20 protein-coding genes and 3 pseudogenes are annotated in these 23,707 nt (G+C 70.5%); 15 read left to right on the top strand and 8 right to left on the bottom strand.

Annotated elements, in window-relative coordinates:
- A pseudogene (locus JNW89_RS05200) lies at positions 1-1,166 on the top strand (CDP-glycerol glycerophosphotransferase family protein); the annotation flags it as partial.
- A gap of 12 nt (positions 1,167-1,178) precedes the next feature.
- Here the strand turns inward: JNW89_RS05200 and JNW89_RS05205 are convergent.
- Both JNW89_RS05205 and JNW89_RS05210 read right to left on the bottom strand, forming a co-directional pair.
- Complete coding sequence (locus tag JNW89_RS05205; protein WP_238447922.1) at positions 1,179-2,498, bottom strand: DUF4209 domain-containing protein; 1,320 nt, start codon at positions 2,496-2,498, stop codon at positions 1,179-1,181.
- A gap of 734 nt (positions 2,499-3,232) precedes the next feature.
- Positions 3,233-5,284, bottom strand: a complete 2,052-nt coding sequence (locus JNW89_RS05210) for a hypothetical protein (protein ID WP_238447923.1) — start codon at positions 5,282-5,284, stop codon at positions 3,233-3,235.
- Between the two features lie 766 nt (positions 5,285-6,050).
- Here JNW89_RS05210 and JNW89_RS05215 point away from each other — a divergent pair.
- Positions 6,051-6,557: a hypothetical protein gene (locus JNW89_RS05215; protein ID WP_238447924.1), complete on the top strand. Its 507-nt coding sequence runs from the start codon at positions 6,051-6,053 to the stop codon at positions 6,555-6,557.
- Positions 6,558-6,664: 107 nt separating this feature from the next.
- Here JNW89_RS05215 and JNW89_RS05220 read toward each other — a convergent pair whose 3' ends face one another.
- Entirely contained in the window at positions 6,665-7,486 is an 822-nt protein-coding gene (locus tag JNW89_RS05220) for a transposase (RefSeq protein ID WP_238447925.1), read from the bottom strand.
- Between the two features lie 34 nt (positions 7,487-7,520).
- On the opposite strand from JNW89_RS05220, the pseudogene JNW89_RS05225 reads away from it, so the two are divergent.
- Positions 7,521-8,060: pseudogene (locus tag JNW89_RS05225) on the top strand (MFS transporter); the annotation flags it as partial.
- Between the two features lie 10 nt (positions 8,061-8,070).
- Here JNW89_RS05225 and JNW89_RS05230 read toward each other — a convergent pair.
- Positions 8,071-8,427 carry an STAS domain-containing protein gene (locus JNW89_RS05230; RefSeq protein ID WP_088959356.1) on the bottom strand — a complete coding sequence of 119 codons (357 nt, stop codon included), beginning with the start codon at positions 8,425-8,427 and terminating at the stop codon, positions 8,071-8,073.
- Between the two features lie 159 nt (positions 8,428-8,586).
- Between JNW89_RS05230 and JNW89_RS05235 the strand changes: the two genes are divergently transcribed.
- The 6 genes and pseudogenes from JNW89_RS05235 to JNW89_RS05260 all read left to right on the top strand — a co-directional run bounded on the left by JNW89_RS05235 (position 8,587) and on the right by JNW89_RS05260 (position 14,187).
- On the top strand, positions 8,587-9,447 hold the full coding sequence (locus tag JNW89_RS05235; protein ID WP_238447926.1) for an STAS domain-containing protein: 861 nt from the start codon (positions 8,587-8,589) through the stop codon (positions 9,445-9,447).
- A complete protein-coding gene (locus JNW89_RS05240) occupies positions 9,447-9,869 on the top strand; it encodes an STAS domain-containing protein (protein ID WP_179802678.1) in 423 nt (140 codons plus the stop codon). The genes JNW89_RS05235 and JNW89_RS05240 overlap by 1 nt, the downstream gene beginning before the upstream one ends.
- Complete coding sequence (locus JNW89_RS05245; RefSeq protein WP_088959353.1) at positions 9,866-10,282, top strand: ATP-binding protein; 417 nt, start codon at positions 9,866-9,868, stop codon at positions 10,280-10,282. The genes JNW89_RS05240 and JNW89_RS05245 overlap by 4 nt, the downstream gene beginning before the upstream one ends.
- Positions 10,279-11,294 (top strand): annotated as a pseudogene (locus JNW89_RS05250) (SpoIIE family protein phosphatase). Before JNW89_RS05245 ends, JNW89_RS05250 begins: the two are co-directional and overlap by 4 nt.
- Positions 11,291-12,643, top strand: a complete 1,353-nt coding sequence (locus JNW89_RS05255; RefSeq protein ID WP_238447927.1) for a sensor histidine kinase — start codon at positions 11,291-11,293, stop codon at positions 12,641-12,643. Before JNW89_RS05250 ends, JNW89_RS05255 begins: the two are co-directional and overlap by 4 nt.
- A 2-nt stretch (positions 12,644-12,645) precedes the next feature.
- The gene (locus tag JNW89_RS05260; RefSeq protein WP_238447928.1) at positions 12,646-14,187 is read left to right on the top strand and encodes a SpoIIE family protein phosphatase; all 1,542 of its coding nucleotides are present in this window, start codon (positions 12,646-12,648) and stop codon (positions 14,185-14,187) included.
- A 116-nt stretch (positions 14,188-14,303) separates the two neighbouring features.
- On the opposite strand, the gene JNW89_RS05265 is transcribed toward JNW89_RS05260, so the two are convergent.
- Positions 14,304-14,606: an AraC family transcriptional regulator gene (locus tag JNW89_RS05265; protein WP_238447929.1), complete on the bottom strand. Its 303-nt coding sequence runs from the start codon at positions 14,604-14,606 to the stop codon at positions 14,304-14,306.
- 40 nt (positions 14,607-14,646) lie between these two features.
- Positions 14,647-15,117 carry a DUF6597 domain-containing transcriptional factor gene (locus JNW89_RS05270; RefSeq protein WP_238447930.1) on the bottom strand — a complete coding sequence of 157 codons (471 nt, stop codon included), beginning with the start codon at positions 15,115-15,117 and terminating at the stop codon, positions 14,647-14,649.
- Positions 15,118-15,148: 31 nt separating this feature from the next.
- Between JNW89_RS05270 and JNW89_RS05275 the strand changes: the two genes are divergently transcribed.
- The 6 genes from JNW89_RS05275 to JNW89_RS05300 all read left to right on the top strand — a co-directional run bounded on the left by JNW89_RS05275 (position 15,149) and on the right by JNW89_RS05300 (position 21,162).
- Positions 15,149-15,715 (top strand): TIGR03086 family metal-binding protein, encoded by a 567-nt coding sequence (locus JNW89_RS05275; RefSeq protein WP_238447931.1) that lies wholly within the window; start codon positions 15,149-15,151, stop codon positions 15,713-15,715.
- A 52-nt stretch (positions 15,716-15,767) separates the two neighbouring features.
- Positions 15,768-16,304 carry a PadR family transcriptional regulator gene (locus JNW89_RS05280; protein WP_238447932.1) on the top strand — a complete coding sequence of 179 codons (537 nt, stop codon included), beginning with the start codon at positions 15,768-15,770 and terminating at the stop codon, positions 16,302-16,304.
- Positions 16,301-17,002: an ABC transporter ATP-binding protein gene (locus JNW89_RS05285; RefSeq protein ID WP_238447933.1), complete on the top strand. Its 702-nt coding sequence runs from the start codon at positions 16,301-16,303 to the stop codon at positions 17,000-17,002. Before JNW89_RS05280 ends, JNW89_RS05285 begins: the two co-directional genes overlap by 4 nt.
- Positions 16,999-18,522 (top strand): FtsX-like permease family protein, encoded by a 1,524-nt coding sequence (locus tag JNW89_RS05290; protein WP_238447934.1) that lies wholly within the window; start codon positions 16,999-17,001, stop codon positions 18,520-18,522. The genes JNW89_RS05285 and JNW89_RS05290 overlap by 4 nt, the downstream gene beginning before the upstream one ends.
- A gap of 94 nt (positions 18,523-18,616) precedes the next feature.
- On the top strand, positions 18,617-19,033 hold the full coding sequence (locus JNW89_RS05295; protein WP_238447935.1) for a hypothetical protein: 417 nt from the start codon (positions 18,617-18,619) through the stop codon (positions 19,031-19,033).
- A 2-nt stretch (positions 19,034-19,035) separates the two neighbouring features.
- Entirely contained in the window at positions 19,036-21,162 is a 2,127-nt protein-coding gene (locus JNW89_RS05300; protein WP_238447936.1) for a bifunctional polysaccharide deacetylase/glycosyltransferase family 2 protein, read from the top strand.
- 19 nt (positions 21,163-21,181) lie between these two features.
- On the opposite strand, the gene JNW89_RS05305 is transcribed toward JNW89_RS05300, so the two are convergent.
- Both JNW89_RS05305 and JNW89_RS05310 read right to left on the bottom strand, forming a co-directional pair.
- Positions 21,182-21,409 carry a hypothetical protein gene (locus JNW89_RS05305; protein ID WP_238447937.1) on the bottom strand — a complete coding sequence of 76 codons (228 nt, stop codon included), beginning with the start codon at positions 21,407-21,409 and terminating at the stop codon, positions 21,182-21,184.
- Between the two features lie 10 nt (positions 21,410-21,419).
- Positions 21,420-23,516 carry a S9 family peptidase gene (locus JNW89_RS05310; protein ID WP_238447938.1) on the bottom strand — a complete coding sequence of 699 codons (2,097 nt, stop codon included), beginning with the start codon at positions 23,514-23,516 and terminating at the stop codon, positions 21,420-21,422.
- Positions 23,517-23,707: the final 191 nt, after the last annotated feature.

Raw genomic sequence — 23,707 nt, forward strand, 5'->3', positions numbered from 1 at the left:
GTCGCCCGGGCGCTGCGCGCGCACCAGCCGGAGTTCCTGCTCTACTTCTCCGCTCCCCCCGGCTCCGAGTACCAGGTCACCATGTGGCTGCCGTACCTGGAGCGGCTCGCCGGCCGTTTGTGGTCCTACTGCGGGAGCCGGAGTTCCTGCCGACCGTCGCCGCCGCGACGAGCGCCCCCGTCGTCTACTGCCCGACGCTCAAGGCGATGGACGAGGCGCTGGTGCCGAGCCTGCGGGTGGCGTTCTACGTCAACCACGGCGCGAAGAACAGCCACTGCATCCGGTTCTCCCAGCTCACCCACGTGCAGCTGCACCACGGCGACAGCGACAAGGCGCCGAGCGCCAACCCGGTGTCGGCGATCTTCGACCGGATCTTCGTGGCCGGTCCGGCCGCCGTCGAGCGGTACGCCCGCGCCGGGGTGGAGATCCCGGCGGAGAAGTTCGTCGTGGTCGGCCGCCCGCAGGTCGAGGCGATCGAGGTACGCACCGAGCCGGTCACGGGCCTGGCGCACCCGACCGTGCTCTACACCCCGACCTGGACGGGGCACCACGCCGACGCCAACTACTGCTCGCTGCCGGTGGCCGAGACGCTGCTGCGCCGGCTGCTGGACCGGGGGGCGACGGTGATCCTGCGGGCCCACCCGTACACCTCGCAGAACCCGGCCTCGGCCCGGCAGCTGGCCCGGCTGACCGAGCTGCTGGCGGCCGACCGGGCCCGCACCGGCCGGCAGCACCTCTGGGGCGCCGCGGCGAGCCGGGAGCTGTCCCTGGTCGACTGCGTCAACCGGGCGGACGCGCTGGTCTCCGACGTCTCCGGGGTGATCTCCGACTTCCTCTACTCCGGCAAGCCGTACGCGGTGACCGACATGGGGGTGGACGGCGACGACTTCGTGGCGCGGTTCCCCCTCGCCGGCTCGGGTTACGTGCTGCGGCGGGACATGTCCAACGTGGACGACGTGCTGACCGGGCTGCTGGACACCGATCCGCTGGCCCCGGCCCGGTGGGAGACCCGCCGCCGCTACCTCGGCGACTTCCCCGCCGACTCGTACGCCGACGGCTTCCTCGACGCCGCCCGGCGCGAGCTGGAGCCGGGCTGGAACCCGCCGGCGCCGCGGGCCGCCGACGCGGTGGCGCAGGAGGGGTCACCCCTCTCCCCCACCGCCTGAACGTAGCCGGGGTTACGCCGCTTCCTCTTCTCCCTCAGCCGTTGGCCCAGGCTGCAACGTGGCGAGGAACAAGACAGCCTGTAGTAAGAAGGCTGCAGCGGGTGCGCCGAGATTGTTGATGAAGCCATGCATCAAGTCATTACGGATGTTCCATCCGCCAGCCGGGTTTGCGCAAAGCGTCAGGATGAACCGATACCACGACTCGTCGAGGCCTTTTTGCTTCAGCACCTGGAGCAGTGCGCCCAGCCCTGGGTATTGACCGGGCTTCGACTGTCGTTGTAGGCGGTAGATGCCAGCGTCCAGAGCAATGACGAGATGGCGGGTAACAGCCTCAAGACGTGCAGCGGCTACGTATGCTGCCCCTTCGTAGTCGCCCAACCAGTACCGAACGAAGGTGCGAGCCAATGCCCTTCCGAAATCTGGCTCCACCATAGGAATCTCAGCGAAGAACGAAGCGAGGTCTTCTTCGCTCGGAATCCCGTGCTTTTCGGCGATGCCGTGAAGGGCGCGAGCAATCAGCGGGGACCAGGCCTGAAGAGCGAAGGTCTCGTGGCGCGCCAGTGCTATTTCTTCGCTCTGCTCCTCGGAACCACCGAAGAACCGCGGGAGGTTGTCGGCCCCAAAAATCTCAGTGGGCATTAGATGGGCGAGGACGAAGTTCTTCCGCTCCTCAGCCACAGCCTTGCGCGTCTCCTCGATCCGGCCGGTCAGAGGCCCGAAGCGGGAAAACGCCACTAGGCCATCCCGCCAGGAGGGAGCGTCCGCTATGGGCGCCATGATTTCGCGCATCTCAGCCTCGCTCATCGCAGTCGATGCGGTGATCGAAATCATGCCCAATGATTCTGATCGGAGGCCCTGCAATGCCGCAGCGGCCCTCCCCACCAAATCGGGATCACCCGCCCTCTCGGCAATTTGAAGCGCCTTTTTCAAGTGCCCAGCCCGAACGAGGGAATCAACACCCTGGGCTGCGCCGATCCACAAATCAACCCTCTGTCGAACAAGCGAGGCGCGACCCCTAGCGTCCGCCCTAGAGATTTGGATTTTGAGGATTTGGTCTCGCTGCCAAACATCGTCAAATGCTTCAAAGGCGCGGGTTAGAAGTTCGTCTGCGCGACCTTCGTGCGTTGGTTCTTCGGACAGCACTCGTAGGCCGTGGATCGTCACACCAAATGTCGGCGGATCAGCCTCAATTCCTTCGCGAGCCTGATTCTCTATTGCCAGTAGCGCGGTTCTAGTCAGTTCTCTATTGCCAACAGCTTTCGCCAGCCGTGCCGCGTTGGACAAGCTCTCGATCCTGTCCCGTGCGACCTCCCACTCCTCGGCGGCACGCATATAGGCTAGTGCGGCGGCCTCAGCTCTCTTCCGGCCATCGCCTCGCCTCGCCTCAAAAAGGAGGTGCTCAAGGCGCGCCTTCGCGTACGGGCTTGATACATGTGCTGCCAGGGCTTCCCACATATCTACGACATCTGACGGCACTGATTTCACGTGAGGGGGATACGTTTCCCCATCCGGACCCTCAAAGTATGGGACGAATACAATCCTGGGACGGCCGGAGCTTTCGTCGATGCGAACTTTGTAGCTGAAGGCCCAGGATGCAGCCAGTTCGAGATTGATATCAGTTGGCGACGGCCCGTCGTCAAGATATGGCCCTGGACTAGGCAACTTACTCCGTAGCTGCCACTCTACGTCGTGCACTCGACGACCGGTGACAGAGTCGATTGTCGAGGAAACTGACGCTAGTTCTTCCGTCATCCTTAGCTCCGAGATTGCTTGCTACGGTGAATCGTTCGCAAAAGCCGAAATCGACAAGAAGGCGGTTGCGGCGGTGCATGCGGTGTGCAGGCGAGGGCTGGATCTCGACAACTAGCTGGATTCACGGACCTCGGTTTCCTCTGGCTCGTCGGCTGACCCTATGAGCGAGGTGCCGAACGACGACGAGACAGCTAGCACCAAGAGCCCGGGACACCGTCTACGACGTGGCCAGCGATTTGACCAGGCCTTTCCCTATCCTTCCGTCCAGTCCTGAGCGATCTTCGTTGCCGTGGAGCGACTTCGGACAGCCTCTGCTAAGCCTTGAGCCGGTAAAGGCGCTCGCCTACCTGCCAGCGTCGTCCAAGATAATCGAAGTGGCGAGCTACTGCCTCAGAAGCAACCCTCAATCTGTACCGACCGTCGATCATTTCCGCGACAGACACCTGGGGAGAGGTCAGAAAGTCGAGGACTTCCATGACAGTTTCCCGCGGAATCTCGCGGTTGAGGACGTCGCGCAAAGAGCGCCGCATGGAGGTAATATCCAACCACCCGACCCCTGAAGGCGAAAATTCGTCGTCGGAAAGTGGAGACTCAGCCTCACGGGAGAGGACCTCAACCAATCCTCGCATGGCGAGGGCCCATTCCTCCTTTGTCTTCCATCTCTCCTTGAGTTGATCCCTCCGGTCGGCCTCGCGAAGTGAGGGGTCGATCAAGGGTTCGAGCTGCTCGGCCGTCAGGGGTGTGTCGGCCTGCCGCATAACGGCTTCAGCAATTAGTGTGGTGGAAACGACCGCGACGCGCGCATCACCGTCAAGCACGTCGAGAAGCCGCCGTTCAAATCCCGGACCAATGTAGACGGTAGCTGCGGCGTCATGCTGCTCGCGGTGGTCTGCCAACGTCGCAGGCTTGGCTTGCTCCTCCGGAACCAGCCCATTGGCTGCGCTCTTGGTCTCGATTGTATAGACGGATCCCAGGCGTCCTGGTCGGGTTCGAACAATACCGTCAGGCTCGCCATTTCCGCCGATGTGAGTTGCGGGAAGCCCAAGGAAATCGAGAGCCTTGACTGCTGCAATTTCTAGGTCGACTGACTTATCACTTCGCTTGGCGGCCTGAAGAAGATCTTCGGCAATCTTTCCTACCATCCCTTCGGTGGTCGACGAACTCACATTGTCAGCGATTCGCGGTGAAATGTCGGCGGGCAACGTACTGGCATCTTCGTCGGCTGTATTTACTTTCGGGGAATCGGAAGTAACTTCTTGGACTGATACCGAAACGGGATCGACTGGATCAATCCCAGGCATCGATCGGCGAAACGCTCTGCCCAAGGCTGTCGCTTTGAAGTTCTTATTCCCTACATTGACAATCAAGCCCGTGGCCTCTAGCAACGCCATTCTACTGGTCATTGCGCCGCGCTTGATTGGCTCGTATCTTCCGTTGAAGGAATACCTGCCAGACCGCAATATCAGACCTGCGAATGTCAACCTTCCGGCGACTTCAAGCTCATGTATGATTTCGCTGAAGTACCAGACATTCGAATGCATGATACGGGCAAGGTCAATGTCGTAGCCCGTCGTTACCCACGCCGCGCCCGCCGGTGTTGCGACCCATTCGTCGGCAGATGCCCGCTGGATTAGTCCCATGATCTTCAGGGAACCTACCACGGAACTAGCACCAGGGTCTCCGAAGCCGAAGACTTCAATCGCCTTGTTCATTAGGGCGCGATTGTCTGTCGGGTTCGCGCAAGTTTCTACGATCGCCCTAATATTCTCGATGCCGGCAGGACCGCTCAGTCTAGGCACATGCAGGCCACCCGCCCTGTGTCGGGCATCCGGGGTCTTGCTCAACCGCTTCATGAGTGCGTCAATAGCCGCTGGCGCCGGCCGGAAGTCGGTAGGTGACGATATGCTCGCGTCCGGCTCGTAGACCTGCAGTTTTGAAAGGAGCTCTCGCCCGCCCTCGGAGAGATGTACTGAGTGGCTATAGGTACTCACTACTCCGGCTGCCACCATCCACTTTATCCTTGAGTGAACTGGCCCAGGCGTCGTCCAGCCAAAACCGTATTTATCAGAGGCTAGAACGAGCAAGTTCCTCTGTGAGACGGGGCCAGCCCTGAGCTCGTTGAGGATTTCACCAATGAATCTGGTGTGTTCGTGGAATATCTCGATGAGATGACTTGGATCCTGCTCGATGAGCCAATCTTTGCCCAGGTCCGAGAGTTGCACCATTGAGCCTTCACGGCGGAACAAGCCCGACCTCGAGATGGGCATAATTGCGGTGCCAATAGAGACCGGACTTTCCGAGTCCGGCCACGCGAATGCCTCGTCTTTGTGTACACCGTCGTTCACAATTTTGAGAAGCCGTGCCAAATTTTCCAGCAAATAAGATCGATCGCCCGGAATGGCCCCAAGGACAGGATAGCGAGCGTGCCAGGACTGGGCAGTTGTCGAGCGGTTCTGCGGCGCACGGCGGGGGGACCTAGGCATGAACGACAGGCTACCAGGACGCACTACAGAGACTTACTGACGCGCGGCTCGTGCTTCAAAATCACTTCTCTCGTGATCACCAAGTATGTTCTCAGCTGCGCAAATGGGTGCGCAAAGGTTTAAGCGGGACAACTCCCGACCTCATACTCACCGACGTTGCCGAAACGTTCTCATCAGGATCAAGGCGCCGCGCAAGCGCGGCGCTCGCCCGGCGCACTCGGCCTGCTGGCGGCCTCCGGCCGGCATCAGCCGGCGCACCGGGCGGCAGGTCCGTATGTACGGGGACACTGAGGCCGTGACGATCGCGGGCGGGGTGACCGACGTCGAGGCTGGGGCGATCGCTGCCGCGCCGCTCCGCGGCTTGCCGACGTGTAGCAGCCCACCAGTCGGCAGCAGCCCAGGCAGCCGAGAGCCTGCATCGGTCAGCTGTGGACAACGGACAACACGACCTCTAGGCCGAACTAAAACCGGAGTGACGCGCTGCCACGGGCGTGTCAACCTAGCGCCTGTGGATGAAGACCTGAGCCCGCGCCCGAGTGGTAAGAACTCAGCCCTCGTGCATGCCTGGTTGTGGGCAATGGCTGTAAGCGCTCAGGCAGCCCGCCTGGTCACGGCAGCTGGCGGCCCGGGGCACCCCCCCGAGGCGTTCATGCTGATCGTCGCACTCCGAAACGTTCGTCGTGCTGCCCGTATGGCTCACTCTCATATGCGTGTCCCACAGGCGAAGGAGCAGCTTGCGGAAGCGCTGGTTGACTTCGATTTGGCCCTACCAGGGATCACCGACGCGCGGAACGTGGTCGAGCACTTCGACGAGTACAGCATTGGAATCGGGCAGCTACAACGTGCCCAGCTCCGGGATGAACCGTCACTAACCCCCGGTGAGCTGGCAGACACCTTCGCTGTGCGCTTCGGCTGGACCGATTCTGACGAGCGGCGCCCGCAGCTGCGGGTAGGACAGCACGTGATCGAGATAGGTCGAGCCGGAGATGCCGCGAGCCTCCTTGTAGACGAGATCTGGGCGGCCTTGAAAACCGAAGAGGGGACGCCAACGTCGCGAAGCGCGGCTTGGGCCATCCATCAGGCTCAAAAAAACGAAAGGCTTCGCCGGAGGCCCCAGCTCCCGCGTCGCGGCGATGGTGCAGAGTACGTGCAATGATCTTGACTCGTCCGGCCCGTGATTGACCTGGACGTCCAGGTCAAGGGCGCACTCGCCAGCCTGCCTCAGTCGCCTTCCTAAACCGTGGTCGCAGCGGCAAGACGCTCCTATGCCGCGTCAAGTGGTTGGGGTGGGGTTTCGAGGCGTCGGTAGAGCTCTCGGGCGATGTAGCGCTTGAGGCAGCGTTTGATTTCGCGGTCGGTTTTGCCTTGCGTGCGGCGGCGGTCGGCGTAGGCGCGGGTGCGGGGGTCGCGTTGCAGGCGGCAGAGGGCGACGGTGTGCAGGGCGCGGTTGAGTTGCCGGTCGCCGCAGCGGTTGAGCCGGTAGCGGACGGTCTTGCCGGACGAGGCGGGGATGGGTGCGGTGCCGGCGAACATGGCGAACGCGGCGTCGTCGCGGCAGCGGCCGGGGTGGGACCAGGCGGTAAGCACGATGGCGGCGACGATCGGGCCGACCCCGGTCAGCGCGAGCAGGTCGGGGCGCCAGGAGCGCACGATCGCGCGGATCGCTGTCTCGTGCTCGGCGGCTTCGGCTTCCAGGAAGCGGACGCGGCGGCCCAACTGCCGCAACACGGTCAAGCTGGTGAACACCTCGACATCGGCGTTGGGGCGCAGCCGCGTGGCGGTGGTGAGCATGACTCGAGTGCTCTGGCCGCGGAACCGGGCCCGCACCACCTCGGGGGCGGTGATCACCAACGCGTGCAGCTGCCGCTGGGCGTCGGAGCTGGCTTCCACGGCTGCGCGGCGGGCGGTCAGCCGTGCCTGCAACGCCGCCCGTTGCGCGCCGGTCTTGGGCTGCGCCAGTCGGGTGCGGGCCAAGGCATCGCGGGCAGCTCGTTCGGCGTCGATCGGGTCGGACTTCGCCCCGGCGCGGCGGGCCGGACGCAGCGGTCGGTCCAGCTCGACGACCAGTTCACCGGCATCGGCCAAGTGGCGGGCCAGGCCGGCGCCGTAGCCACCGGAGGTCTACTTCGGCGCGCAGTCGCTCAGCGGGTACGCGATCATGGGCTGGCTGGCCCAGCTCTTCCGCGACGCCGGCTACCGCCCCGAGGCCGCCGGGCTGCTGCTGGCCGGGGTGACCGCGCTCGGCGTGCCGGTCGCGCTGATGATGCCGACCCTGGCCGGCCGGCTGCGGACGCTACGACCGCTGGTGCTGGCGCTGACCGTCTTCTCCGCGGCCGCGTACCTCGGTCTGGCGCTGGCGCCGCACGGCCTCGCGCCGCTCTGGGTCCTGCTGCTCGCCCTGGGTCAGGGCGCGTTCCCGCTGATCCTGACCACCATCGGCCTGCGCGCCCGGACCGCCGAGGGCACGGTGGCGCTGTCCGCCTTCGCGCAGAGCACCGGGTACGTGATCGCGGCCCTCGGGCCGCTGCTGGTCGGCATCCTCTACGAGGCGACCGGGGGCTGGACCGCCCCGCTCGGGTTCCTGATCGCCGCGCTGGCCGTGCAGACGACCGCGGGCATGGTGATCGCTCGTCCCCGCTTCATCGAGGACGAGCGCTGAGGAAGACAGGTCAGGAGGAGGCCGGTGTCGGGTCGCCCGCCACGGCCTGCTCGACCGTCGGGTACGTGTGCAGCACCTCGACCAGACCGCTGACCTCGAGGATGCGCAGCACGCCGCGCTGCGGGGCGGCCAGCCGGACCACGCCGCCGGCCTCGTCGCAGCTGTTCTTCGCGCGCACGAAGACCGACAGGCCGGTCGAGTCGCAGAACGACACGTCGGCCAGGTCGAACACGAGACGACTGCGGCCCTTGTCGAGCAGGTCGGTGATCTGGTCCTGCAGCTGCGGTGCGGTCGCCATGTCGAGCTCGCCCGCGACCGAGACGACGACCACGTCGCCGCGCTGTTCCGTGTGCACCGTCAAGGACATTCGGACCTCCTGTTATCGGTGGAACGGTATCCCACGAACGCTCGAACACGCAGAACGGGAGTGTGATCCGGTGTGCCTGATCATTTCTTTGCCTCGTGGCAAGTACCGCGATAGTCGGCGGTGATAGAGTCCGGCCGGCCCAGCTCAGAGGAGGTAACCATGGCGATGACCACGGAAGAGGGTGACCGGCTCGCCGGCCTGCTTACTGAGCATGCCGAGCGGATCGTCCAGCGCTGGACGGAGTTGGTCGCGGCGTCGTTGCGTGGCCGGCTCAGCCAGGCGGAACTGCGCCTTCAGGTGCAGGAGTTGCACCGTAGCATGATCAATGCGGGTGCCCGGGGGCTCGCGGACATTTCCTCCGAGTCGGCCGCCGAACTGCGGGCCGTGCTCGGGGAGTTGTCGCGCAACCGGGCCCGGCAGGGCTTCTCCGCCACCGAGACCGCGGTCAGCATCTACGCGCTCAAGGAGGTGCTGGTCGAGCTGGCCGACGGCGCCGACGGGGCGCTGTCGCTGCGCGACGTCCTCGCCTTCAACGGCGTGGTCGACCAGATGGGCCTGTCCACCTTCGAGACGTACGTGCAGGCCCGCGAGGGCCTGATCGCCGACCAGGCCGAGCAGCTGCTCGAACTCTCCACCCCGGTGGTCAAGATCTGGGACGGCGTGGTCGCCGTGCCGCTGGTCGGCACGCTCGACTCGGCCCGCGCCCAGGTGGTGATGGAGCGGCTGCTGCAGACCCTGGTCGACACCGGCTCGCCGTACGCGATCATCGACATCACCGGTGTGCCGGCCGTCGACACGCAGGTCGCCCAGCACATCCTCAAGACGGTGGTGGCCGCCCGACTGATGGGCGCCGACTGCATCATCTCCGGCATCCGGCCGCAGATCGCCCAGACCATCGTCGCCCTCGGCATCGAGTTCGGGGACATCGCCACCAAGGCCAGCCTTGCCGACGCGCTGCGGCACGTGCTGCGGCTCACCGGCGTCGAGACGGCTCGCCGCCACCCGCGCCGGGAGGCGTGATGGAGCGGGTGCCGATCCTGAAGATCGGCGACATCCTGCTGGTCTCCATCCAGATCGACATGTCCGATCAGACGGCCGTCGCCCTCCAGGAGGACCTGGCCGAGCGGATCGTGGCCACCGGCTCGCACGGTGTGATCATCGACATCACGGCGCTGGACATCGTCGACTCCTTCGTCGGGCGGATGCTCTCCACCATCGCCTCGATCTCCAAGGTGCTCGACGCCGAGACGGTGGTCGTCGGGATGCGTCCCGCGGTCGCCATCACGCTGGTCGAGCTGGGCCTGTCGCTGCACGGCATCCGGACCGCGCTGAACGTCGAGCGCGGCATGGAACTGATCGCGGCGAGCCGGGCGGACGACGACCTCGGGTTCGACGACGATCCGCAGGACGTGGAGCCGGGAACGGCGGCGACATCACCATGACCGCGGGCGTCGACCTGGGCCCGAAGGCACAGGCGATCGGCAGCGACGAGGACGTCGTCCGCGTCCGGCAGCTGGTGCGTACCGTCGCGGTGGCCGCCAAGCTCTCCCTGGTCGACCAGACGAAGCTCGTCACCGCGGCGAGCGAGTTGGCCCGCAACACGCTGATCTACGGCGGGGGCGGCGGTGCCGAGGTGACGGTGGTCGAGGACGGCCGGCGCCGGGGCGTACGGGTGGTCTTCGCCGACACCGGCCCCGGCATCCCCGACCTCGACCTCGCGCTGACCGACGGCTACACCACCGGGGGCGGCCTCGGGCTGGGCCTCAGCGGGGCCCGACGCCTGGTCGACGACTTCGACATCCAGACCGTCGTCGGCGAGGGCACCCGGATCACCGTCACCAAGTGGTCCCGGTGAACATCCACGCCGTTCCCGACCCCGGCAACTGGTTCCGGGTGGAGAACAGCAGCGCCGCCAGCTCGGTGCGGCGGGCCGCCGAACGCCTCGGCGAGCAGCTCGGCCTCGACCCCAACCGGGTCGCCGAACTCGCCATCGTCGCCGCCGAGCTGACCAGCAACCTGGTCAAGCACGCCCAGGAAGGACTGCTGCTGCTGCGGCCGGTCCGCGACGGCGACCACGCCGGCGTGGAGCTGATCGCGATCGACTCCGGTCCCGGCATGGCGGACCTGACCGTCTCCTCCCGGGACGGCCATTCCACCACCGGCACCCTCGGCATCGGCCTGGGCGCGATCAGCCGCCAGGCCAGCTGGTACGACGCCTGGTCCCGGCCGGGCAAGGGCACCGTCCTCGCCGTGCAGGTGTGGCCGAAGGCGGCGCCGGTGCGCCCCGCCTGGGCGCCGGACTGACCCGGCCGATCAGTGGCGAGCAGGTCAGCGGCGACGGGCACGCCGTACGGGTGGTCGAGGGTCGGTACCAGGTGCTGGTCTGCGACGGCCTGGGGCACGGGGCGCTGGCGGGCGCGGCCGCCGACGCCGCACTGGCCGCCTTCCGTACCGCGCCGGCCGCCCCGCCCGCCACCGTGGTGCAGCACCTGCACCGCGCGATGACGCACACCCGGGGCGCGGCCCTGGCCGTGGCCGAGCTGGACCCGTCGGCCGGCGTGCTCCGGTACGCCGGGCTCGGCAACATCACCGGCGTCGTCCTCGGGGCCGCCGACGAGCGGCGGGGCCTGGTCTCGCTGCCCGGCATCGCCGGGCACCAGCGACCGTCCGTCCGGGAGTACGACTACGCCTTCCCGCCCGAGGCGACCCTGGTCATGCACAGCGACGGCGTGGTCGACCGGTGGCGGATCGGCGACTACCCCGGGCTGACCGGGCGATCCCCGCTGGTGCTCGCCGCGACCCTGCTGCGGGACGCCGGCGTCCGCCGCGACGACGCCTGCGTGCTGGCGGCCAGGACACCGTCATGAGCGCCGGCGAGCCGCTGCTGCAGATGACGCTGCGGGTGGAGCAGGACATCTTCCTCGTCCGCCAACGCGGCCGGGAGGTCGCCGCCGCCGTCGGTCTGGAGCACCAGGACCAGGTCCGGCTCGCCACCGCGCTCAGTGAGGTCGCCCGTGACCTGCTGCGTACCGTCGGCGGCGCGGACGTCGCCTTCCACGTGGTGCACGGCCGGGACGGCCGCCCCGCGCTGCGCGTCGACCTCACCCCGGCCAGCCCGCTGCCCGACGGCCGGTACGAGCCACAGTCGGGCGCGGTGGCGCGTTTGGTGGACACACTGGGGGTGACCAGCGAGGAGGGGGATACGGTCGTGAGGATGTCCCGACGTGTCCCGGCCGCCGCCCAGGCGCTGACCGAGGCGCGGCTGGCCGAGCTGCGCGCCGAGCTCGGGCACAGCGCGCCAGGCAGTGCCCTGGACGAGCTCGCCACCCAGAACGAGCAGCTCATCGCGGCGCTGGACGAGGTCCGCAGCCAGCGCGACGAGCTGGCGGTGCTCAACGCCGAGCTGGAGGAGACCAACCGGGGCGTGATGGCGCTCTACACCCAGCTCTCCGAGGAGCTGGAGGAGACCAACCGCGGCGTGGTGGCGCTCTACGCCGAGCTGGACGAGAAGTCGGCGCAGCTGCGGACGGCCAGCGAGTCGAAGAGCCGCTTCCTGGCCAACGTCAGCCACGAGCTGCGCGCCCCGGTGACCGCGATCATCGGGTTGGGGCGGCTGCTCACCGACTCCGCCTCCGACCCGCTCACCCCCGAGCAGTCCGAGCAGGTGGAGCTGATCCGGGCCTCGGCGGCCGACCTGCTCTCCCTGGTCAACGCCCTGCTCGATCTGGCCAAGGCGGAGTCCGGGCGGATCGAGCCGGAGTGGGCCGACGTCGACCTGCGGGCGGTCTTCGGCCAGCTGCGCGGCACCCTGCGGGCGCTGACCAACCGGTCGGCCGTCGAGCTGGTGGTGGAGGAACCGCCGGCGGCGGCCGTGCTCCGCTCGGACGAGGTGCTGCTCTCCCAGGTGCTGCGCAACCTGCTGCACAACGCGCTCAAGTTCACCGAGCGCGGCGAGGTGCGGATGACCGCGCAGCGGGACGACGAGCGGTGGCGCCTGTCGGTCTCCGACACCGGCGTCGGCATCCGCCCGGAGCTGCACGAACGGATCTTCGAGGAGTTCTACCAGGTGCCGGGGGCCAGCCGGGTCGGCGGCACCGGCCTCGGCCTGCCGTACGCGCGGCGGTTGGTGACCCTGCTCGGTGGGACGCTGGAGCTGACCAGCGAGCCCGGCCGGGGCAGCACCTTCACCGTCGTCCTACCGGCGAGCGGGGCCTGACGATGGTCGGCGACCAGGCGACGGTGCTGGTGGTCGACGACAGTCGCACCAAGCGCTACCTGCTGGTCAGCTGGCTGACCCGGGCCGGCTTCGCGGTCCGTGAGGCGGAGACCGGCACCGAGGCGCTGGAACGGGTCGCGAAGGACCCGATCGACCTGGTGGTGCTCGACGTACGGCTGCCCGACCTGAGCGGCTTCGACGTCTGCGAGCGGATCAAGGCGGACCACCCGGCGATGCCGGTGATCCACGTGTCCGCGCACGCGGTCGACGTGGTGGACCGGGCGCAGGGGCTGACCCGGGGCGCGGACGCCTACCTGGCCGAGCCGATCGAGCCGGAGGAACTGGTCGCCACCGCCCACGCGGTGCTGCGCTACTACCAGGCGCGGCAGCGCGCGGAGTTCCTCGCCGAGCGACTCACCGGGCTGGCCGACACCACCGTCGCGGTGCACGCCGCCCCGAACTTCGCCCGCCTGCTGGAAACGGCGGCGGCGGGCGCGGCCAACATCTTCAAGAGCCCGGCGGCGGTGATCGCCGAGACCTTCGACGGCGACTGCCTGGCCGGGATCGCCGCCGGGCCGGGCGCGAAGCCGACGATCGTGCCCTGGGTGGTGGACGACACCGGCGTGCCAACCGGGGCCACCGTCCGGGTGAACGACCCGGGCGAGTGGGGCCTGGTCTCCTGGCCGGCGGGGGACACGGTGACCGTGGCCGCCGCCCGGCTGCGCGAGGACCGCGCCCCGCTCTACGTGGTGGTGCCGTCCGCGACCCAGACCGCGCGCACGCCGGTGCTGGTGCAGCTCGCCCAGGCGGTCGCCTCGGCGGTGGAGGCGCAGCGGTCGTTCGACGAGGAGCATCGGATCGCCGTCACCCTGCAGCGGAGCCTGCTGCCCCGGCGGCTGCCCGAGGTCGCCGGACTGGACCTGGCCGTCCGGTACGAGCCGGCCAGCGCGCAGACCGAGGTGGGCGGCGACTTCTACGAGCTGGTGATGCTCGACGGCCACCTGTTGGTGGCGATCGGTGACGTGGCCGGCCACTCGCTGCACGCCGCCACGGTGATGGCCGAGCTGCGGCACGCCGTGCGGGCGTACGCGGTGGAGGGGCACCAGCCGGGGGTCATCCTGGACCGGCTCAACGAGCTGATGCGGACGTTGCTCCGCAACGAGCTGGCCACCCTCTGCATCCTGCTGCTGCACCCGCCCAGCGGTCGGATCCGGCTGGCCAGCGCCGGGCACCTGCCGGCGTTGGTGAGCGTCGACGGCCGGGTGGACTTCGTCCAGCAGCCGGCGCCCCTGCTGGGGGTACGGGCCGAGCGTCCCGACGACCTGGAGTTCGTCCTGCCGGCCGGCGCGACGCTGGTGCTCTACACCGACGGCCTGATCGAGCGGCGGGACGCCACCATCGACGAGGGCCTGGCCGCGCTGGCCGCGTGCGCCGCCCGGGTGGACGACGACCTCGACCGGTTCTGCCATCGCCTGCTGGTCGAGCTGGCCCCGCCGGAGATCCACGACGACGTCGCCGTGGTGGCCGTCCGCCGCCGCCGCTGACCGCACGGCTCTTTCCCGTCTCGCAGGTGTGCAGAGTGACCGGCGACCGTCCTCACGCGGAGTCACGCTGGGTGAGGTGTGGGTAGGGGCCCCGTGCCGGGTGGGGGCCAGTCGGGTCAGCGCAGGGAGCGGACGTAGGCCGTAGGGGAGACGCCGGTGACGGCGGTGAAGTCGCGGACCAGATGGGCCTGGTCGCTGTAGCCGAGGTCGGCGGCGAGCGCGGACCAGTCGGGCGGCCCCTCGGCGGCCCGCTCGATCGCCTCCTGGAGCCGGTAGCGGCGGATCACCCACTTCGGGCCGACCCCGACGTGGTCCAGGAAGAGGCGCTGCAACCGTCGGGTGGAGGTGCCGTGCCGGCGCGCGAGGTCGTCCACCCGCAGCACACCGCGGTCGGTGCGGATCGCCTCGGCCAGCGCCATCGCCTCGGTCGCCGCCGGGTCGGCTCCGGCGCCCAGGCGGTCAGGAAGGCGTCCAGCGCGCGGCGGCGCTCGGTGTCCGTACCCGCGCAGTGGCCCTTGTCGGCCCCGGAGCGGCGGCGGCCCGGGCGGCGTCGGGGACCTCGGCGAGCGGCCGGCGCTCGCCGGTCAGCTCGGCGACCGGGCGTCGCCAGAACGGCCGGAAGCCGCCCGGGCGGAACTGGATCCCGCTGACCCGGCCGGTGCCGGTCAGGGTGATCGAGAAGAGCCGTTGCCCGACGCCGGCGATCTCGGCGGTCTCCGGGCCGCCCTCGGAGCGCTGGAAGACGACGTTGACCGCCGGATGCGGCACCAGTTGCTGCGCGAACGGCGCGCTCAGCGCCCAGTCGATCAGCCAGTAGTGCTCGACCCAGGGGCGCAGCGCGGGGGCCGGCAGGTGCCGGCGGAACCGCACCTCCCGGCGCAGCCGGTCCGGGTCGAGGATGCCCCGGTTGTCCCCGCGTGGCTGTCGCATTCGTTCAAGACCGCCTTCGTACGCTGGCCCTATGGGAACGAAGACTAGCGATCTGCTGGCCGCCGCCGCACCGCGAACCGTGGCGGTGGTCCGGGCGATCACCGACGATCAGCTGGACCTGCCCACGCCGTGCCCGGACTACACCGTCCGGGACCTGGCCAACCACCTGTACGACGTGGTGGTCAACTTCCAGACGCTCGCCCGGCGGCGCGAGGTGGACTGGTCGGCGAAGACGGACCACCTGACCGAGGGGTGGCGGGACCGGTTCGCCGACGAGACCGCCCGGCTGGTCGAGGCGTGGGCCGACCCGGCCGCCGAGGAGGGCGCCTCGCCCGGCATGGGGCTGCCCCAGGAGACGGTCGGCCTGATGGGGATCATCGACCTGGCCGTGCACGGTTGGGACCTGGCCACGGCCACCGGCCAGCCGTACCAGCCCGCGCCCGAGGTCACCGCCGCCGGCCACCGGTTCCTGGACGGGATGGGCCCGATGGGCCGCCAGATGGGCGCCTTCGGTCCGGAGATGGCGACCGGCCCGGACTGCACCGAGCTGGACCGCCTGCTCGGCCGCGCCGGCCGCGACCCGGCCTGGAGCCGCTGAACCGCATCGACGACGCTTGACACCTGCTATTCACTGAGTGAATAGTGGCCCGGTGTCCACGTCGCACGTCCTGCTGGGGCTGCTCGCCGCCGGGAACCGGCACGGGTACGAGCTGAAGCGTGCCCACGACGCCCGGCTGCCCCGGGCCAAGCCGCTGGCGTTCGGGCAGGTCTACGCCACCCTCGGCCGGTTGGCGCGCGACGGTCTGGTGGTCGCCACCGGGCAGGAGCGCGAGGCCGGTCCGGACCGGACGGCGTACCAGCTCACCGGCCAGGGCCGCGAGGCGCTGGACCGGTGGCTCGGCACCGTCGAGCCACCGGCGCCGTACGTCACCAGCACGCTCTTCGCCAAGGTGGTGGTGGCGCTGCTGGTCGCCGACGTGAGCGCCGCCCGCTCGTACCTGGTCGCGCAGGGGCGAGCGCACACCGACCGGCTGCGCGAACTGACCGCCGTCAAGACGGCATCCTCGGCCACCCTCGATGACGTGGTCTCGGCCGACTACGCCATCGCCCACCTCGACGCCGACCTGAGGTGGCTGCGGACCACCCTGGACCGGGTCGCCGACTGGCACCGGGAGGTGCACTCGTGACGCAACTCCAGGCTCGCGGTGTGGTGAAGGCGTACGGGCCGACACCCGCCCTGCGCGGCGTCACCCTCGACGTCGCCGAGGGTGAGATCGTCGCCGTCACCGGCCCCAGCGGCTGCGGCAAGTCGACCCTGCTGCACTGCCTGGCCGGGATCCTCCGCCCGGACGCGGGCCAGGTCATCTGGCGCGGCGAGCGGATCGACACCTGGTCGGAGGCGGACCGGTCCCGGCTGCGGCGCACCGAGTTCGGGGTGCTCTTCCAGTTCGGCCAGCTCGTCGCCGAGCTGACCGCGGCGGAGAACGTCGCCCTCCCGCTGCTTCTCGCCGGCACGGGGCGGCGAGAAGCGCGGGTGGCGGCGCTCGGCTGGCTGGATCGGCTCGGCGTGGCCGAGGTGGCCGACGTCCGGCCCGGCGAGATGTCCGGCGGGCAGCAGCAGCGGTGCGCCACCGCGCGGGCCCTGGTCACCGAGCCCCGGGTGCTCTTCGCCGACGAGCCGACCGGCGCGCTGGACACGCTCAGCGGCGAGCAGGTGCTCACCCAGCTGGTCCGGCTCGCCCGGCAGCAGCGCACCAGCGTCGTGCTGGTCACCCACGAGCCGCGGATCGCCGCGTACGCCGACCGGGAGGTGATGCTCCGCGACGGGGCGGTCGACGCCAGCGGGCTCGGACTCGACCTGCCGTTCGCCGGCGGCGCCCGGTGAGGCCCGCCGTCCTGCTCCGGCTCGCCCTGGCCGGCAACCGCACCGACACCGCCCGGGTGGTGCTGACCGCGCTCAGCGCCGCCCTGGCCACCCTCGCCGGCCTGGCCGCGCTCACCGTGCTCGCCATCCCCACCCCCCGCTGCTGCGACGGCCGCAACATCTCCGAGCAGTACGGCAACGCACTGCTCCGCGAGCCCGGCCTGCGCGGCGGCACCGCGATCGCGCTGCTCCTGCTCACCGTCCCGGTGCTGGCGCTGGCCGGGCAGTGCGCCCGGCTCGGCGCCCCCGCCCGGGACCGGCGACTCGCCGCCCTGCGCCTGGCCGGCGCCACCCCCGGCCAGGTGACCCGGCTCGCGGTGCTGGAGACCGGCCTGGCCAGCCTCCTCGGGACCCTCCTCGGGCTGGCCGTCCTCCTCGTCGGCCGGCGGCTGCTCGACGTGCCGGACGCGCGGGGGCGGCTCGCGCTTCCCACCGACGTGCTCCCGGCCCCCGGAGTGATCGTGGCGGTGGTGCTCGGGCTGCCGCTGGCGGCGGCGCTGGTCGGCGCGGTGCTGCTGCGCCGGGTCACCGCCACCCCGTTCGGCGTGGTGCGCAAGGTCCGCCGGGAACGCGCGCCCGGGCCGTGGGCAGGACTGCTGATCGTCGTCGGCCTCGCCGCCTTCGCCGCCCTGGACCCGGTGCTCGACTGGTACCAGGACCACCACCGGGAACCCCCGCTGCTGCTGCCGCCGCTGCTGCTGCTCGGGGGCGGGCTCGCCGCGCTGACCGGGGTGGTGGTCGGCACCGGCTGGCTGTCGTACACCTCGGGTCGGCTGCTGCACCGGTACGCCCGGCGTCCGGCCGCGCTGCTGGCGTCCCGGCGGTTGACCAGCGACCCGTGGGCCGGCAGCCGCACCTTCGCCGCCCTGCTGGCCGCGGTGATCGTGGGTGCCGGCGCGGCCGGGATGCGGGCCTCGTTCGAGGCGCACGCCGAGGTCGAACGGCTCACCGGCCAGGACCGGGGCGGCAGCGACGGCTTCTACCTGCGCACGGTGGACCTCGTCGACCTGGCGGTCGGCGTGGCCATGGCGATCGCCGCCGGCGGGCTGATCGTCGCCCTGGTCGAGGGGATCGTCGCCCGACGGCGGGCGTACGCGGCGCTGGTCGCCACCGGGGTGCCCCGGGGGACGCTCGCCCGGTCGATCGCCTGGCAGGCGCTGGCGCCGGCGGTGCCGGCGGTGGGGCTCGCGCTCACCGTGGGCCTGCTGCTCAGCCGGGGCGTGGCCGGTCACGCGGTGACCGGTGGCGGCTACTCCACCGAGTTCTGCGACGGCGCCGAGTCGCTCTGCGCGGACCCGGCGACCCGGGCGCAGTACCTGCGGACCGGGTGGGTGCCCGAGGTCACGGTGACGCCCGGCGTACCCCTGGAGCAGTTGGCCCTGGTCGGCGCCGGCGCCCTGGCCGCGGTGCTGGTGACGGTCGCGGTCGGCCTGCTCCTCCTGCGCGCCAGCACCGCGGTCGAGGAGCTGCGCACGGCCTGAGCGGTGTAACACCGGGTACGGCCACGGCGCTTGTGACTCCGGAAGCCCGCCAGCGGAGGTGGAACCGCGGGCGGCGGGGCAGGGAGATCACCAGATGCACAACCAGCCGGGCGGTGTGCCGCCGGTGTTCGTCGACAAGACCGGGAAGCGGCGCCGGCTCATGACGATCGCCGGGACCGCGATGGGGCTCGGCCTGCTCACCAGCATCGGGCTCATCCTGGCCGGACTCTTCGGCGACAGCACCGTCCCGCTGCCGGGCTGGACCGACCCCCGGGCGCGACCGCCGATCGAAGCGGGCGTGGACGCCCCGGAGGAACTGAGTCAGCCGGGCAGCCCGGCGGCCTCGTCGCGACCGTCCCCGGTGACCAGCACCGCCGCGCCGACGCCCACCCGGACGGCCGGTCCGTCCGTCGCCACGACCGCACGCCCGGGGCCGTCCGTCAGCGTGCCCGGCCAGGGCGATGTGCGGCGTACCGCCAAGCCCAGCCGCTCGCCCGGCAAGCCCCACTGACCGTGGCGCGCCACATCGCCCGCCGCGACCCGCGGGCCCACTGGGTGCTGCTCCTGCTCGGCCTGCTCCTGCTGCTCGCCGCGCTGACCGTCAACGGGCTGGTCACCGGGCTCGCCGGCGGTCCGGGCCGTCCGCCGCCCCCGGACGTGCCCGCGCCGAGGACGGTCACCGACGGCGGGCCGGTGCTGCGGCTGGACCAGGCCGAACCGGTCAGCCGGCGGATGCCGGACCGCACGGTCGCGCTCACCTTCGACGACGGGCCGGACCCGGAGTGGACGCCCAGGGTGCTCGACGTGCTGCGCCGGCACGGGGCGCACGCCACCTTCTTCGTGGTCGGCTCCCGGGTCAACGCGCACCCCGAGCTGGTCCGGCGGATCCTCGACGAGGGGCACGAGCTCGGCTCGCACACCTACACCCACGCCGACCTCGCCACGGTCTCGGGCTCGCGGGCCGGCCTGGAGCTGTCGCTGACCCGCAAGGCGATCGCCGCGGCCACCGGCCGGGAGGTCACCCTGCTCCGGCCCCCCTTCTCGTCCACCACCCCGACGCTGACCGCCGCCGGGTACGACGCGCTGCGCGCCGCCGCCGGCAGCGGGCACGTGGCCGTGCTCGCCGACCTGGACGCCAAGGACTGGCAGCGTCCCGGCGTACCGGCGATCGTCCGGGCGGCGACTCCCCAGCCGGGGCGGGGCGCGGTGGTGCTCATGCACGACGGCGGCGGTGACCGCGGCCAGACCGTCACCGCGGTGGACCAGCTGCTGACCCGGCTGTCGAAGCAGGGCTACCGGTTCACCACCGTCTCCGAGGGGATCGACGCGCCGCCCTCGACCGTCCCGGCGAGCGCCGGCACCCGGCTGGGCGGGTACGCGCTGCGCTGGACCCAGACCGGGGCCGAGTGGGCGGCCAACGGGATGAACCTGCTGCTCGCCGTCGCGCTGGTGCTCGGCATCGCCCGGCTGGCGGTGCAGGTGGTCTGCGCGCAGATCCACGTCCGCCGGGTACGCCGGCCCCGGCACCCCCGGCCGCCGGTCACCGCGCCGGTCTCGGTGATCGTGCCCGCGTACAACGAGGCGGCCAACATCGCGGCGACGGTGCGATCGCTGGTGGCCAGCGCGTACCCGGCGCTGGAGGTGATCGTGGTGGACGACGGCTCCAGCGACGGCACCGCCGAGATCGTGGAGCGAATGGGCCTGCGCGGGGTGCGGGTCATCCGGCAGGCCAACGCCGGCAAGCCGGCCGCGCTGAACACCGGCATCCGGGCCGCCCGGGCCGACCTGCTGGTGCTGGTCGACGGGGACACCGTCTTCCAGCCGGACACCGTGCACCGGCTGGTGCAGGGCTTCGCCGATCGCACCGTCGGGGCGATCTCCGGCAACACCAAGGTCGCCAACCGGCGTCGGCTGCTGGGCCGCTGGCAGCACCTGGAGTACGTGATCGGCTTCAACCTCGACCGCCGGATGTACGACGTGCTGGAGTGCATGCCGACCATCCCCGGCGCGATCGGCGCGTTCCGCCGCGAGGTGCTGCTCGCCGTCGGCGGCGTCGGATCGGACACCCTCGCCGAGGACACCGACCTGACCATGCAGGTGCTCCGGGCCGGCTGGCGGGTGGTGTACGAGGAGGCGGCGATCGCCTGGACCGAGGCGCCCTCCTCGCTGCGCCAGCTCTGGCGGCAGCGCTACCGCTGGTGCTACGGCACCATGCAGGCGATGTGGAAGCACCGGCACGCCCTGCGCGAGCCGGGGGCCGGGGGCAAGCTGGGCCGGCGGGGCCTGCCGTACCTGACGGTGTTCCAGATCGTGCTGCCGCTGGCCGCCCCGGCGGTCGACGTGTACGCCGTCTACGGCCTGCTCTTCCTGCCCTGGTCGACGCTCGTGCTGGCCTGGCTGGGGCTGCTCCTGCTCCAGGGGCTGACCGCCGCGTACGCGCTGCGACTGGACCGGGAGGGCTACGGCCCACTGTGGGCGTTGCCGTTGCAGCAACTGGTCTACCGGCAGGTGATGTACCTGGTGGTGGTGCAGTCGGCGGTCACCGCGGTGATCGGCAACCGGCTGCGCTGGCAGCGGATGGTCCGCACCGGCGAGGCGGCGGCGCTGGTCGGCGCGGCCCCGCCCGGCCGCTCCCGCTGACCGCCCGGGGGCGGTGGGATCAGCGGGAGTGCAGGAGGCCGGCGGACCAGGAGAGGGCCAGGCCGACCACCGCCGAGCAGCAGCAGATCAGCAGGGTGGCGCCGACCACGCCGACGATCAGCCAGGCCGGCCCGCGCCGGGCCGCGCCCGCTCCCGCCTGCGCTTCCGGTTCCGTGGCCGGTTCCGGCGCCGGTACGTCCGGGCCGGGCGACTCCTCGTCCGCCCGGCCCTCGTCGTGACTGGTCAAACCGGCGGCCTCAGGCGCGGCCGAGCTTGTCGAGGATCCAGGCGTTGATGAACGCCTCCTCGCGCCAGGAGTCGTACCGGCCGCTCGGGCCGCCGTGCCCGGCGCCCATCTCGGTCTTGAGCAGGTAGTCGCCCTGCGGGGCGACCGCCCGCAGCCGGGCGATCCACTTCGCCGGCTCGTGGTAGAGCACCCGGGTGTCGTTGAGGCTGGTCACCGCGAGGATGGCCGGGTAGTCGACGGCCGCCACGTTCTCGTACGGGGTGTACGACTTCATGTACGCGTACACCTCCGGGTCGGCGAGCGGGTTGCCCCACTCCTCCCACTCGGTGACGGTCAGCGGCAGCGACGGGTCGAGGATCGAGGTGAGCGCGTCGACGAAGGGCACCTGCGCCACGATCCCGGCGAACGCGTCCGGGGCCAGGTTGGCGACCGCGCCCATCAGCAGCCCGCCGGCCGAGGCGCCCCGCGCGACCAGCCGGTCACCGGCCGTCCAGCCGGCCTTGACCAGGTGGCGGGCGCAGGCCACGAAGTCGGTGAAGGTGTTCTTCTTGGCCAGCAGCTTGCCCTCGTCGTACCAGCGCCGGCCCAGTTCACCGCCGCCGCGGATGTGCGCCACGGCGAAGACGACGCCCCGGTCGAGCAGGGAGAGCCGGGCGATGGAGAACCACGGGTCCATGCTGGCCTCGTACGAGCCGTACCCGTAGATCACGCAGGGAGCCGAGCCGTCCTTGGGCGTGCCGGCGCGGCAGACCAGCGAGATCGGCACCCGGGTGCCGTCGTCGGCGAGCGCCCAGTCGCGGTGCTGCTCGTAGTCGGCCGGGTCGTACGCCCGCCCGTCCGGCCCCGGCCGGACCGGCTTGCGCCGGCGTAGCACCATCTGCCGGGAGACCAGGTCGTAGTCGTACACCGAGTCCGGGGTGACCAGGGAGGTGTAGCGCAGCCGGATCTCCCGGGTGCGGTACTCCGGGTTGGCGTCCAGACCGACGCTGTAGATCGGCTCCGGGAAGTCGATGTCGTGGGCGTCGCCGTCGCCGACCGGGATGACCCGCAGGCCGGTGAGGCCGTTGCTGCGCAGCGAGACGACCAGGTGGTCGGAGAAGGCGTCGACCGACTCCAGCCGGGTGCCGGGGGAGTGCTCGATCAGCGGCACCCAGTCGCCCGGTGCGTCCGCCGAGGTGTACGCCAGCGCGAAGTCCTCCGCGCCGTCGTTGTGCAGGATCAGGAACCGGTGGCCGTGGTGCTCGACCGTGTACTCGATCCCCTGCCGGCGCGGGGCGATCACGGCCGGCTCGCCGGTGGGGTTGCCGGCCGGGATGACCCGGACCTCGCTGGTCACCTTGCTGTGGATGTCGATGAGCACGAAGCGCTCGGAGCGGGTCAGGTCGACGCCGACCCAGAACCGCTCGTCGTCCTCCTGGTGCACCACCACGTCCTCGGTCGACGGGGTGCCGACGGCGTGCCGCCACACCCGGTTGGGCCGCCACGCCTCGTCCACCGTGACGTAGAAGAGCACCGAGGCGTCCGCCGACCAGGCGCTGCCGTAGAAGGTGCCGGGCACCTCGTCGGCCAGCAGTTCGCCGGTGGTCAGGTCCTTGATCCGCAGGGTGAACCGCTCGTCGCCGGCGAAGTCCGTCGAGTACGCCAGCCAGCGCCCGTCCGGGCTGACGTCGAACGCGCCGAGGGCGAAGAAGTCGTGCCCCTCGGCGAGCAGGTTGCCGTCGAGCAGCACCTCCTCGCCGTCGAGCGGAGCGCCGTCCGCGCTGACCGGCGGCACCGTCTCGCCGTCGCGGACCGCCCGGCGGCAGTGCACGCCGTACTGCTGGCCCTCGACGGTGCGGGTGTAGTACCAGTAGCCGTCCTTGCGGCTGGGCACCGACAGGTCGGTCTCCTGGGTGCGCCGGCGGGTCTCCTCGAACAGCTCCGCGCGCAGCCCTTCCAGGTGCGCCGTGCGGGCCTCGGTGTACGCGTTCTCGGCGGTCAGGTGGGCGATCGTCGCCGGGTCGTCCTTGGCGGCGAGCCAGGCGTACTCGTCGATGACGGTGTCGCCGTGGTGGGTGCGCTCGGCGGGCACCCGGTTCGCGACGGGCGCGGAGGTCTTCTTGGTCACGGGCGTCACGTTACCGGCCGGGCACCGCCCGCGACCCGGCCTCTTCGCCCGACCCGCCGCCAGGTCTTTCGAACATGTGTACGATGACCGGCATGGCGGCAGCAGCACGTTCCACCGGCGCAATGGAGATCACCCGACGGCTCACCGCGATCTGCGGTCCCTCCTTCGCCCGCTTCGCCGGGGCGGCCGAC

The sequence above is a fragment of the Micromonospora sp. 4G55 genome, from assembly GCF_016803375.1.